General features: G+C 71.1%; 13 protein-coding genes. 11 read left to right on the top strand and 2 right to left on the bottom strand.

Translation table 11 applies throughout. The features are described from left to right. The 7 genes from miaB to trmB form a co-directional block, all read left to right on the top strand. Nucleotides 1-1,212 (top strand): tRNA (N6-isopentenyl adenosine(37)-C2)-methylthiotransferase MiaB (gene miaB / locus JNL41_RS21655; RefSeq protein WP_293478350.1); only part of this gene is annotated, 1,212 nt, incomplete at its 5' end. Further along, the gene (locus tag JNL41_RS21660; RefSeq protein WP_293478352.1) at nucleotides 1,209-2,168 is read left to right on the top strand and encodes a PhoH family protein; all 960 of its coding nucleotides are present in this window, start codon (nucleotides 1,209-1,211) and stop codon (nucleotides 2,166-2,168) included. The genes miaB and JNL41_RS21660, both read left to right, overlap by 4 nt. 53 nt (nucleotides 2,169-2,221) lie before the next feature. Beyond that, nucleotides 2,222-2,623, top strand: a complete 402-nt coding sequence (gene ybeY, locus JNL41_RS21665) for an rRNA maturation RNase YbeY (protein WP_293478372.1) — start codon at nucleotides 2,222-2,224, stop codon at nucleotides 2,621-2,623. 8 nt (nucleotides 2,624-2,631) lie between these two features. Then, nucleotides 2,632-3,522: a hemolysin family protein gene (locus JNL41_RS21670; RefSeq protein WP_293478354.1), complete on the top strand. Its 891-nt coding sequence runs from the start codon at nucleotides 2,632-2,634 to the stop codon at nucleotides 3,520-3,522. A 113-nt stretch (nucleotides 3,523-3,635) separates the two neighbouring features. Next, nucleotides 3,636-5,234, top strand: coding sequence for an apolipoprotein N-acyltransferase (lnt, locus tag JNL41_RS21675; RefSeq protein WP_293478356.1), 1,599 nt, complete (start codon nucleotides 3,636-3,638; stop codon nucleotides 5,232-5,234). A 69-nt stretch (nucleotides 5,235-5,303) separates the two neighbouring features. Then, nucleotides 5,304-6,524: a methionine adenosyltransferase gene (gene metK, locus JNL41_RS21680; RefSeq protein WP_293478358.1), complete on the top strand. Its 1,221-nt coding sequence runs from the start codon at nucleotides 5,304-5,306 to the stop codon at nucleotides 6,522-6,524. Nucleotides 6,525-6,559: 35 nt separating this feature from the next. Then, complete coding sequence (trmB, locus tag JNL41_RS21685) at nucleotides 6,560-7,234, top strand: tRNA (guanosine(46)-N7)-methyltransferase TrmB (RefSeq protein ID WP_293478360.1); 675 nt, start codon at nucleotides 6,560-6,562, stop codon at nucleotides 7,232-7,234. Here the strand turns inward: trmB and ppa are convergent. Continuing rightward, nucleotides 7,231-7,773 (bottom strand): inorganic diphosphatase, encoded by a 543-nt coding sequence (gene ppa / locus JNL41_RS21690; protein ID WP_293478362.1) that lies wholly within the window; start codon nucleotides 7,771-7,773, stop codon nucleotides 7,231-7,233. The two genes, trmB and ppa, sit on opposite strands and share 4 nt — an antisense overlap. Nucleotides 7,774-7,920: 147 nt before the next feature. Next, nucleotides 7,921-8,850: a bifunctional helix-turn-helix transcriptional regulator/GNAT family N-acetyltransferase gene (locus JNL41_RS21695; RefSeq protein WP_293478364.1), complete on the bottom strand. Its 930-nt coding sequence runs from the start codon at nucleotides 8,848-8,850 to the stop codon at nucleotides 7,921-7,923. 93 nt (nucleotides 8,851-8,943) lie between these two features. Here JNL41_RS21695 and JNL41_RS21700 point away from each other — a divergent pair, with 93 nt between their 5' ends. The 4 genes from JNL41_RS21700 to rarD form a co-directional block, all read left to right on the top strand. Beyond that, nucleotides 8,944-9,318, top strand: coding sequence for a hypothetical protein (locus JNL41_RS21700; protein WP_293478366.1), 375 nt, complete (start codon nucleotides 8,944-8,946; stop codon nucleotides 9,316-9,318). Between the two features lie 84 nt (nucleotides 9,319-9,402). Continuing rightward, nucleotides 9,403-9,813 carry an EVE domain-containing protein gene (locus tag JNL41_RS21705; RefSeq protein ID WP_293478368.1) on the top strand — a complete coding sequence of 137 codons (411 nt, stop codon included), beginning with the start codon at nucleotides 9,403-9,405 and terminating at the stop codon, nucleotides 9,811-9,813. Between the two features lie 117 nt (nucleotides 9,814-9,930). After that, complete coding sequence (locus JNL41_RS21710; RefSeq protein ID WP_293478370.1) at nucleotides 9,931-10,962, top strand: aspartate-semialdehyde dehydrogenase; 1,032 nt, start codon at nucleotides 9,931-9,933, stop codon at nucleotides 10,960-10,962. Between the two features lies 1 nt (nucleotide 10,963). Continuing rightward, the coding region (gene rarD, locus JNL41_RS21715) for an EamA family transporter RarD (RefSeq protein ID WP_293478371.1) at nucleotides 10,964-11,829 on the top strand (866 nt) is incomplete at its 3' end.

Consider the following 11,829-nt stretch of genomic DNA (forward strand, 5'->3'; position numbering starts at 1 on the left):
GCCGACCTGGTGGTGCTCAACACCTGCCACATCCGCGAGAAGGCCACCGAGAAGGTCTACTCCGAGCTCGGCAAGATCCGCGAGATGCGCGACGAGCGCCTCGCCGGCGGCGGCGCGCGCATGACCATCGCGGTCGCCGGCTGCGTCGCCCAGGCCGAGGGCGAGGAGATCATGCGCCGCCAGCCGGCCGTGGACCTGGTCGTCGGCCCGCAGGCCTACCACCAGCTCCCCGAACTCATCGCCCGCGCCCACCGCGCCCGCGGCGAGCGGCTGGCCGCCGACTTCGCGCCCGAGGAGAAGTTCGACGCGCTCTCCACCGACCGCCGCCCGACCGGCGTCTCGGCGTTCCTGACGGTGCAGGAGGGTTGCGACAAGTTCTGCACCTTCTGCGTGGTGCCCTACACCCGGGGCGGCGAGTGGAGCCGGCCGGCCGAGTCCATCGAGGCCGAGGCCCGCGTGTTGGCCGCCAAGGGCGTGCGCGAAATCACCCTGCTGGGCCAGAACGTGAATGCCTACGACGGGGAAGGCGGCCTCGCCGCGCTGGTCCGCCGGCTGGCGAAGCTCGAGGGCCTCGACCGCATCCGCTATACGACCAGCCACCCGCGCGACATGGACGACGCCCTGATCGCCGCCCACGGGGACGTGCCGGAGCTCATGCCGTACCTGCATCTCCCGGTGCAGGCGGGCTCGGACAGGATCCTGAAGGCCATGAACCGCGCGCACACGGCCGAGAGCTACGTGCGCCTGATCGAGAAGATTCGCGCGGCGCGGCCCGACATCGCCATCAGCGGCGACTTCATCGTGGGCTTCCCCGGCGAGCGCGACAGCGACTTCGAGGCGACGCTGCAACTCGTCCGCGAGGTGGGCTACGCGAGCTGCTTCTCGTTCAAGTATTCGCGCCGCCCCGGCACGCCGGCCGCCGCCATGCCGGGCCAGGTCGCCGACGCGGTGAAGGACGAGCGCCTCGCCCGCCTGAACGCCCTGCTGGACGAACAGCGGATGGCCTTCAACGCCGCCACGGCGGGCCGCACCGTCGGCGTCCTCTTGGAGAAGGCCGGCCGTCATCCGGGTCAGCTCATCGGCAAGAGCCCCTACCTGCAGGCCGTCCATGTGACCGCGCCGGATCGGATGATCGGCGAGATCGTTCCGGTGAGGGTCGAGACCGCCAACCAGAACAGCCTGGCCGGCGTGCTGGAAATGGAACCCGCGTGAGCCGCGCGCCCGAATTCGTCCAGCTCAGCGACGTCGCCGCCCGCGCGGTGGCCGGCGCGAACAGCCGCCATGCCGCCCTGATCGAGGACGCCTTCGGCGTGCTCGTGGAAACGCCCGGCGGCGGCGTGTCGCTGTCGGGCGACGCCAAGTCGCGCGGCCAGGCGAAGAAGGCCGTACAGGCCATCGCCGCGCGCGCCGACCAGGGCCTGGAGATCGGCGAGGCCGACGTGCGTGTCGCCATCGGCCAGGCGCGCACCGGGGGCGGCACAGGCGGGGTCGGCAGTCCGCTGCCCATCGGCCGCCGCGGCCAGGTGGCGCCGAAGACGCCGACGCAGGCACACTATCTGAAGGCGCTGACCGACTGCGAGCTGGTGTTCGGGCTCGGGCCCGCGGGCACCGGCAAGACCTTCCTGGCCGTCGCCCACGGCGCGGGCATGCTGCTGCGCGGCGCGGTCGACCGCCTGATCGTCTCGCGCCCCGCCGTCGAGGCGGGCGAGCGGCTGGGCTTCCTGCCCGGCGACATGAACGAGAAGGTCGACCCCTACATGGCGCCCGTCTGGGAGGCGCTGACCGACATCCTGGGCGCCGAGCAGCTCCGCCGCCGCCGCGAGAAGGGCGAGATCGAGGTCGCGCCGATCGCCTTCCTGCGGGGCCGCACGCTCAGCCACGCCTTCGTCATCGTCGACGAGGCCCAGAACGCCAGCCGCGCGCAGATGAAGATGGTGCTGACCCGCCTGGGCGAGGGCGCGCGCATGGCCGTCACCGGCGACCCGACCCAGATCGACCTGCCGAACCCCCGCGATTCGGGCCTGGCCCACGCCGTCGACCTGCTGGAGGGCGTCAAGGGCATCGGCATCGTCCGCTTCGGCTCGGAGGACGTCGTCCGCCACCCGCTGGTGGAGCGGATCGTGCGCGCCTACGACGCCGACGCGGCCAAGCGCGGGCGCACCGTTTGATCGACGTCGAGATCGAGGACGAGGCCTGGGCGGCGGCGTTGCCGAACGCCGAGATGCTGGCGCGCGGCTCGGCCCTGGCGGCGCTCGACGCCGAGGACGCCGGGCACGAGGGCGTCACCATCCTGCTGACCGACGACGAGAGCGTCCGCGCCCTGAACGCGCAGTTCCGCCAGCAGGACAAGCCCACCAACGTGCTCAGCTTCCCCGCGCCGAGGAACCCCGAGTTCCACCTCGGCGACCTGGCGCTCGCGTATGGCGTCTGCGCCCGCGAGGCGGCCGAGCAGGGCAAGCCCCTGGCCCACCACCTGCAGCACCTGGTGGTTCACGGCGTGCTCCATCTATGCGGACACGACCACATGGGCGATGATGAGGCCGAGGCCATGGAAGGCCTCGAGCGTGCGGTGCTGGCCAGCCTGGGGGTTCCCGACCCCTATGCGGACGCCCAGCCCGGCTAAAGGAGAGCATGAGCGACCCTGACCCTTCCAGTCGCAACGGCCGCCGGCGGGGCGGTCTTTGGGGGCTGATCGACCTGTTCCGGCGCACCGCGGAGGCGGCGGCCGACGAGATTCCCGAGCCCAGCACCGAAGGCGGCGACGAGCTGATCAGCCAGGCGCGCGCGTTCCAGGACCTGCGCGTCGAGGACATCATGAAGCCGCGCGCCGACATGGTGTGCGTCGAGCGCAGTTGCAGCTTCGAGGAGCTGGTCGCCCGCTTCGCGGAGGCCGAGCACAGCCGGATGCCGGTCTACAGGGAGACGCTCGACGAGCCCGTGGGCGTGGTCCACGTCAAGGACGTCTTCAAGCTCCTGGCGCGCAAGACCCGCCAGCCCAAGCCCGGCGACAAGGTGCTGACCGGCCGCCACAGCCTGGTGCGCGAGGTGCTCTACGTGCCGCCCTCGATGGCGGCCGAGCGGCTCCTGGCCACCATGCGCGCCAAGCGCACCCACATGGCGCTGGTGATGGACGAGTTCGGCGGCGTCGACGGCCTCGTCACCCTGGAGGACCTGCTGGAGTCCCTGGTCGGCGAGATCGAGGACGAGCACGACGAGGAAGGCGACCTGGCCTACACGCCGATCCTCAGCGACGACGACGGCTGGATCGTCGACGGCCGCGCGCCGCTGGAGGAGCTGGAGCAGGCGATCGGGGGCGGCGTCGACCTCGCTTCGGAGGACCTCGACGAGGAGATCGACACGGTGGCGGGCCTCGTGAACGCGCTGGCCGGCCGCGTGCCGCAGAAGCGCGAGCTGATCGAGCACCCGGACGGCTATACGCTCGAGGTGCTGGCCGCCGATCCGCGCCGGGTGAAGCGGGTGCGCGTGCGCCGCGCGCCGGCCGCCGAAACGACCGAGGCCTGAGACTTGGCCGGTGGTCCGATCCAGCCGCGCTGTGCCTCCCCCGTCCACGGGCGAGGCGGACCACGACGTAGTGGAGGGGGCGCTGCGGCCGAACCGGCGCCGGGCATTCGACCTTGAGCCGCTCGCGCTGGTATGCGCCGCTGACCGCGCTGCTGGGCGGGCTGGCCGCAGGCGTGGCGCATCCGCCGTTCGGCATGATCGTCGGCCTGCTGGGCTACAGCCTGATCCTCCTGCGGCTGGAGACCATCCAGGGCGCAAGACCGCTGCGCGCGGCGTTCGGCCTCGGATGGCTCTCGGGGCTCGGCTACTTCGGCGTCTCGACCTGGTGGATCGGCGAGCCGTTCCTGGTGGATTCGCGCACCTACGGCTGGATGGCGCCGTTCGCGATCGTGCTGATGGGCGGCGGGCTGGCGCTGTTCTGGGGCGCGGCGGGCGCGGCGTACCGGGCGCTCCGGCCCCGCAGCGCCTGGAAGCCGCTGGTGTTCGCGGGCGTGTTCGCCGCCGCCGAGTGGCTGCGCGGCCACGTCCTGACCGGCTTCCCGTGGAACCTCGTCGGCGAAAGCTGGCGGGCCGGCAGCGCGCCGTCGCAGGCGGCCGCCCTCGTCGGCGCCTACGGCCTCACCTGGATCACCCTGGCGATCGCGTCCGCGCCCGCGACCCTGATGCTGCCGGTGCGCCGGCTGGCGCAGGCCGGGCTGATGATCGCGGCCGGCGTGGCGCTGACCGCCCTCTACGCCGGCGGCGCGGGCCGGCTCGCGGCGGCGGCGCGGCCGATCTACGCCAAGGACACGCCGGTGATCCGCGTCGTGCAGGCCGACATCGACCAGAAGGAGAAGTGGCGGGCCGACAACCTGAACGCGGTGTTCTCCGACTACGAGCGGCTGACGCGGCGGCCCGGCAAGGCGCGGCCCGACATCGTGATCTGGCCCGAGGGCGCACTTCCCGCGGTCATCGACGACCTGATCCTGGACCCGGGCTGGAGCCGGCGGCTGCGCGACGTCGTCGCCCCCGGGCAGACGCTGCTGATGGGCGCCAACCGCGCCGAGGTCCGCGACGGCCGCTACCGCTACTACAACACCCTGATCGCGTTCCGCCGCGATCCCGGGGCCCTGCGGGTCTCAGGCTTCTACGACAAGCACCGGCTCGTGCCGTTCGGCGAGTACATGCCGCTCGGCGACTTCGCCCGCGCCATCGGCTTCCGCAGCCTCGTCCACATGGAAGACGACTTCACGGCCGGACCGAGGCCGCAGCCGCTCAGCGCGCCGGGGTTGCCCGCCGTGCAGCCGCTGATCTGCTACGAGGCCCTGTTCCCGGGCTTCGGCGCGGGCGCGGGGCCGCGGCCGGCCTGGATCCTCAATGTCTCCAACGACGCCTGGTTCGGCCGCACCAGCGGCCCCTGGCAGCATCTGAACATCGCCAGCTACCGCGCCATCGAACAGGGGCTGCCGATCGTGCGCGCCACGCCCACCGGCGTCTCCGCGGTGATCGACGCGCAGGGCCGCGTGATGCCGGGCAAGCAGTTGGGCCTGGGCGCGTTCGGCGTCATCGACGCGCGGCTGCCGGCCCCCGCCGCGCCGACGCCCTACAGCCGCTGGGGCGATTGGGGGTTCGCGGGGCTCCTGCTGGCGTCGGCGCTGGCGTGGCTGGCCGGACGCCGACGCCGGCCCCGCGCCGCCGAGGCTGCGGCCGACCGCACGCTTGGCATGACATAAGGATTTCTTTATAGGCTGGCGACCCCCGCGCCGCGTCGCGCGCCGACTGCCTCTACCGGAGCCCCAGCCTTGAGCCGTTCCAGCTACATCTTCACCAGCGAAAGCGTGTCGGAAGGCCACCCCGACAAGGTCGCGGACCGGATTTCGGACACCGTCGTCGACGCCTTCCTGAGCGTTCAGCCCGAGGCCCGCGTCGCCTGCGAGACGCTGGTCACCACCAACCGCATCGTGCTGGCGGGCGAAGTCCGCGCCGGCCGGCCGGGCGCGTCGAAGTCCGAGAACAAGGCGCTCACCAAGGACATCGTGAAGAGCCTGGAGCCCAAGGTCCGCGCCGCGATCAAGGACATCGGCTACGAGCAGAAGGGCTTCCACTGGAACAAGGCGAAGTTCGCCTGCCACCTGCACGAACAGTCGGCCCACATCGCCCAGGGCGTCGACGCCACCGACAAGAAGGACGAGGGCGCCGGCGACCAGGGGATCATGTTCGGCTACGCCTGCGACGAGACCCCGGCGCTCATGCCGGCCACCCTGCAGTACAGCCACGACATCCTGAAGAAGCTGTCGGAAGTGCGCCACTCGGGCGAGTGCCCGGTGCTGGAGCCCGACGCCAAGAGCCAGGTCACCGTCCGCTACGAGGACGGCCGGCCGGTCGAGATCCTGCAGATCGTCGTCTCGACCCAGCACAAGCGGCGCCTGGGCCTGCACATCGCCACGCCGAAGCGCCTGGAAGGCGTGATCAGGCCCTACGTCGAGAGCGTCATCCCGGCGGGCCTGATCACCAGGAAGACCAAGTGGCACATCAACCCGACCGGCCGCTTCGAGATCGGCGGGCCGGACGGCGACGCCGGCGTCACCGGCCGCAAGATCATCGTCGACACCTACGGCGGCGCGGCCCCGCACGGCGGCGGCGCGTTCTCGGGCAAGGACCCGACGAAGGTCGACCGCTCGGCCGCCTACGCCTGCCGCTACCTGGCCAAGAACGTGGTCGCCGCGGGCCTGGCCAAGAAATGCACGATCCAGATCAGCTACGCGATCGGGGTCGCCCAGCCGCTGAGCTTCTACGTCGACCTGCACAACACCGGCGAGATCGACCCGGCGAAGCTGGAAGTGGCCCTGCCGCAACTGATCGGCGGCGCGACGCCGCGGGCCATCCGCGAGCACCTGCAACTGAACCGCCCGATCTACGCCCGCACCGCGGCCTACGGCCACTTCGGCCGCCAGCCCGACAACGAGGGCGGCTTCTCGTGGGAACGCGCCGACCTGGTCGCGGAACTCCAGAAGCTGGCCTAGCCGCCCCTTCGCGTGTCGTCACGGTTGGCGCCCCGATGACCGGCCACCATCCGCCACTGCGCTCGTTCGGCCGCCTGAAGTCGCGGCCGATCAAGCCGCGCCAGGCCGCCCTGATGGAGACGCGGCTGCCCGGCCTGCGCATCCCCGCGGGGCGGGTCGACCCAGCGGCCCTCATGCCCGGCGCGGCCGAAACCTGGCTGGAGATCGGCTTCGGCGGCGGCGAGCACATGGCCGCCCAGGCCGGCCGACATCGTGACGTGCTGATCCTGGGCGCCGAGCCCTTCGTCAACGGCGTGGCCAGCGCCGTGCGCCACATCGACGAGCAGGCGCTGGCGAACGTCCGCCTGCACGACAACGACGTCCGCGAACTGGTGGCGCGCCTGCCCGACGCCTGCCTGGCGCGGGTCTTCATCCTCTTCCCCGACCCGTGGCCCAAGGCCCGCCAGCAGAAGCGCCGCCTCGTCCAGCCCGAGCTGGTCGCCGACCTGGCGCGGGCGCTCAAGCCCGGCGGCCGTCTGCGCTTCGCCAGCGACGTCGCGAGCTACGTCGATCAGGCGCTGGAGCGCTTCCTCGCCAACCCGGCCTTCGCCTGGCCGGCCGAGCGCGCCGACGACTGGCGCCGCCCGCCCGCGGACCACGTCACCACCCGCTACGAGGAGAAGCGGCTCGGCGACTGCGAGCCGGTGTTCCTGGACTTCGTCCGCGTCTAGCGGTTCGTGCCGCTGTTGGCGTAGCGCTCGATCGACTGGCGGATGATGTCGGCGGCCTCTTCCGGGTCGGCCCAGCGGATGATGTCGACCGACTTGCCCTTCTCCAGGTCCTTGTAGTGCTTGAAGAAGTGGGCGATCTGCTCGGTCAGGATCGCCGGCAGCGCGCGCCAGCTGTCGACGCCCGCATAGAACGGGTGCAGCGCATCCACCGGCACGGCCAGGATCTTTTCGTCGCCGCCGGCCTCGTCGCGCATGATCAGCGCGCCCACCGGCCGCGCCCGGATGATCGCGCCCGGCACCACCGGCGTCGGGCCCACCACGATGATGTCCATCGGGTCGCCGTCGTCGGCGAGCGTATGCGGGATGAAGCCGTAGTTGCCCGGATAGAACATCGCGGTGTGCAGGAAGCGGTCGACGTAGATCGCGCCGCTCTCCTTGTCGATTTCGTACTTCACCGGCTCGCCGCCCTGCGGGATCTCGATGAGCGCGTTGACGTCGTAGGGCGGGTTCTTGCCGACCGGGATCTTGGAGAGGTCCATGGGGTCCTTCGGGAGCACACACAAAGAGTGGCGCGCTCTCTGGACCAAGCGCCCGGCGGATTCAACCGCCCACGCCGTCGCGGCGGGCGGTCGACACGCGCGCGGCCCCGGACGCAGGCCTCGGCGCGGCGCGGGGAACAGCCACCCCTACAGCGTCATCCGCCAGGTCTCGGAGACCTCGGTCTTGCCGAACTCGTCGTGCTCCCAGGTCTCGGCGATCTGGAAACCGACCGAGGCGTAGATGGCCCGCGCGGCGGTCAGCACCTTGTGCGTCCAGAGCACGATCTCGCGGTAGCCGGCCTCGCGGGCGAACGCCACGCATTCCTCAACCAGCCGACGCCCCAGGCGCTCGCCGCGCGCGGCCGGGTCGAGCAGCAGCAGCCGCAGCCGCGCCGTCGTCTCGTCCTCCCTCACCAGGAACACGCAGCCGATCCGCGTCCCCCCGCGCTCGGCGATCCAGCAGCGCTCGCGGGCCGGGTCGAAGCGCTCCAGGAAGTCGGAGCAGATCTTCGCCGTCACCGCCTCGATGCCGAAGCCCCAGCCGTACTCGCGGCCGTAGAGCAGGCCGTGCTGCTCGGTCACCCAGCCCATGTCGCCGATCCGGTGCGGGCGCAGCGTCACCGCCGGCCTCTCCGGCGGCCTCTCCGCCGGCGGCTCCAGCAGGTCCTGCGCCGTGGCCAGCGCGCCGGCGAACGCCGCCCTCTGCGGGCCCGACAGGCGGCCCAGCAGGTCCTCGACCAGCGCCGCCGAGCGGCCGTCCAGGGTGGCGAAGGTGGTCCGGCCCGTCTCGGTCAGCGACAGCGTCACGCTGCGGCCGTCGCGCTCGGAGCGGCTGCGGGCGACGAGGCCGTCCCTCTCCAGCCGCGCCAGCATCCGCGAGAGATAACCCGCGTCGAGGCGCAGCGCCGCCGAGATGGCGCCGGGCGTGATCCCCTCGGCGTGGGCGATCTCCCAGATCACCCGGTTCTCGGCCAGCGTGTAGGGCGAGCCCAGGTAGCCCCGCTCCAGCACCCCGATCGCGCGGGTGTAGAAGCGGCTGAAACGACGCACGGCGGCGACGGTGTCGATCTCGGTCATGCGGCATGGCGCGCCAGTTGATTGACGGAGTCAAGCAACTTTGCTCGAGCCGGTAGCCAGCCGTTAAGACAGATCCGCGATACTGGAATCCTCATGGTGGACGACGACGAGAACGCTCCGAAGAAACCGCACCGCCGCGCCGGCGACGCCGACGTGCTGGCGCTGGCCGAGGGCCTGCTCATGTCGCTGGGAAAAACCTTCGACCGCACCGGGATCGGGGTCCTGAAGACGGTCGCCGAAAGCTATCCCGACATCGGGCGCGACGGCGCGGGCGAGGTGGTGGCCAGCCTGAACGGCCTCCTGGCCGACTTCCTCGCCGACGAGAGCTACGACCGCGAGGCCATCGCCGTCCACGTCCGCGCCTGGCGCTTCATGGTCAGCCGCAAGCCGGACAAGAAGGAGCGCCTGCGCATCCTGGCCGGCCTGGCGGACGTGCGCACCCTCTACGCCGAGGCCGCGGCCGCTTAGGCCGCCCGCCGCCCGGCCGAAGTCCGGGTGTGCAATCCGATCGTCCATGGCATGGTCCGGCCGCGAGAACGGAGGAACGCGGCGATGGCGGCCTATTTCCTGGTGAAGTCCGAGCCGGACACCTATTCCTTCGAGGACCTGCGGCGCGACGGCAAGACCGTCTGGGACGGCGTGCGCAACTTCACCGCGCGCGGGCATCTCAAGGAGATGAAGCTGGGCGACCAGGTGCTGTTCTACCACTCCGGCGAGGGCAGGGAGGTGGTCGGCGTCGCCGAGGTGGCCAGGGAGTCGTTCCCCGACCCCGGCGACGAGACGGGCCGCTTCCTCGCCGTGGAACTCGGCTACGTGCGCCCCCTGAAGGCCCCCGTGACGCTGGCGGCCCTGAAGGCCGAACCCTCCCTCGCCGACCTCAAGATGGTCCGCCAGGGCCGCCTGTCGGTGTCGCCGGTGACGCCGGGCGAGTGGAAGGCCATCCTGCGAATGGCCGGGGAATAGCGGGCGGCGCGCAAGAGCCTGTCTGACGGCCGCCCGAGCTTTGCTCGCCTTGCGTTGGCGGCGGCCCGGGCGTAGGGGACGCTTCCCCCGAAGGGGCGATACTTCAGGAGAGTTGCGATGGGCTACCGGGTCGCCGTCGTCGGCGCCACGGGCAACGTGGGCCGCGAGATGCTGAACATCCTCGAGGAAGTGAACTTCCCCGTGGAGAAGGTCCACGCGATCGCCTCGCGCAATTCCATCGGCCTCGAGGTCTCGTTCGGCGACAAGATCGTCAAGTGCGAGGACATCGAGCAGTTCGACTTCTCGACCGTCGACGTCGTGCTGATGAGCGTGTCGGGCAGCTTCTCGAAGGAGTGGTCCCCGAAGATCGGCGCCGCGGGCCCGATCGTGATCGACAACTCCTCGGCCTGGCGGATGGACCCCGACGTGCCGCTGATCGTGCCCGAGGTGAACCCGGACGACGTCAGCTACGCCGGCCGCAAGAACATCATCGCCAACCCGAACTGCTCGACCGCCCAACTGGTGGTGGCGCTGAAGCCGCTGCACGACCGGGCGAAGATCAAGCGCGTCGTGGTGGCCACCTACCAGTCGGTCTCGGGCGCCGGCAAGGAAGGCATGGACGAGCTCTGGGACCAGACGAAGGGCATCTTCGTGCTGGGCGCCAAGGAGCCGAAGAAGTTCCCCAAGCAGATCGCCTTCAACGTCATCCCCTTCATCGGGTCGTTCCGCGACGACGGATACACCGACGAAGAGGCCAAGATGTGGGACGAGACCCACAAGATGATCGACCCGGCGATCAAGCTGACGGTCACCTGCGTGCGGGTGCCGGTGATGGTGGGCCACTCCGAGGCGGTGAACATCGAGTTCGAGAACCCCATCGACGAGGACGAGGCCCGCGACCTGCTGCGCGAGAGCCCCGGCCTGATCGTGATCGATAAGCGCGAGCCCACCGGCTACATCACGCCCAAGGAAGCCCAGGGCGAGTTCCCGGTCTACGTCAGCCGCATCCGCAAGGACCCGACCGTCGAGAACGGCCTGTCGCTCTGGGTGGTGGCCGACAACCTGCGCAAGGGCGCGGCGCTGAACGCGGTGCAGATCGCCGAACTCCTCCACCAGCGCGGCCTGATCAAGTCGAAGGCGCTGGCTTAGGATGTCCTCCCCGTCAGCGCCTGGCGAGGAACGCCTGGCGCTGACCGCTGGGGTCGCCTGCTACCTCATCTGGGGCTTCGTGCCCCTGGCCTTCCAGGCCATCAACGCGCTGGGCGCGAGCTCGTGGGAGATCGTGGCCCACCGCATCGTCTGGGGCGCGCCCACCGCGCTGATCCTGGCGCTGATCGCCCGGCAGGGGCGGCAGATCCTGACGGTCCTGAGAAGCCCGCGCATCCTGGCGTGGCTGCTGCTCTCCACCGCGCTCATCGCGGTGAACTGGGCCATCTACATCTGGTCCGTGACCTCGGGCCGGGTGCTGGAGGGCAGCTTCGGCTACTACGTGACGCCGCTGGTCAACATGGCCTCGGGCGCGCTGATCTTCCGCGAGCGGATCGACAGGATCGGCATCGCGGCCATGGCGCTGGCCGCCGTGGGCGTGCTGTTCCAGGGCCTCGCGCTCGGCCACCTGCCGCTGATCTCGCTGACGCTCGCGCTGTCGTTCGGCGGCTACGGGATCGTCAGGAAGCAGGTGCAGGCCGACGCCCAGACGGGCCTGTTCATCGAATGCCTGATGCTGCTCGCGCCCGCCCTCGTCTTCATCGGCTGGCTGGAAAGCCGCGGCGCCGGACACTTCGTCTCGTCGCCGGCCTCGACGGCCTGGCTGATCGCCGCCGGGCCCATCACCGCCCTGCCGCTCGCCCTCTTCTCGTGGTGCGCGCGGCGGCTGCCCCTCTCGACCATGGCCTTCCTGCAGTTCATCGGCCCGACCATCGGCTTCGCCATCGGCGTGGCCCAGGGCGAGCCCTTCACGACGCTGCACGCCACCTCGTTCGGCTTCATCTGGGCCGGGGCGGCGGTGTTCCTGGT

It is taken from the genome of Phenylobacterium sp. (genome assembly GCF_016793285.1).
In the GTDB taxonomy this organism is placed as follows: domain Bacteria; phylum Pseudomonadota; class Alphaproteobacteria; order Caulobacterales; family Caulobacteraceae; genus Phenylobacterium.

Bases quoted from the DNA above. Each gene is read 5' to 3' on its own strand.
- ybeY (WP_293478372.1), top strand. From the start codon at position 2,222: ATGCTGGCGCGCGGCTCGGCCCTGGCGGCGCTCGACGCCGAGGACGCC.
- JNL41_RS21670 (WP_293478354.1), top strand. From the start codon at position 2,632: ATGAGCGACCCTGACCCTTCCAGTCGCAACGGCCGCCGGCGGGGCGGT.
- trmB (WP_293478360.1), top strand. From the start codon at position 6,560: ATGACCGGCCACCATCCGCCACTGCGCTCGTTCGGCCGCCTGAAGTCG.
- ppa (WP_293478362.1), bottom strand. From the start codon at position 7,773: ATGGACCTCTCCAAGATCCCGGTCGGCAAGAACCCGCCCTACGACGTC.
- JNL41_RS21695 (WP_293478364.1), bottom strand. From the start codon at position 8,850: ATGACCGAGATCGACACCGTCGCCGCCGTGCGTCGTTTCAGCCGCTTC.
- JNL41_RS21700 (WP_293478366.1), top strand. From the start codon at position 8,944: ATGGTGGACGACGACGAGAACGCTCCGAAGAAACCGCACCGCCGCGCC.
- JNL41_RS21705 (WP_293478368.1), top strand. From the start codon at position 9,403: ATGGCGGCCTATTTCCTGGTGAAGTCCGAGCCGGACACCTATTCCTTC.
- JNL41_RS21710 (WP_293478370.1), top strand. From the start codon at position 9,931: ATGGGCTACCGGGTCGCCGTCGTCGGCGCCACGGGCAACGTGGGCCGC.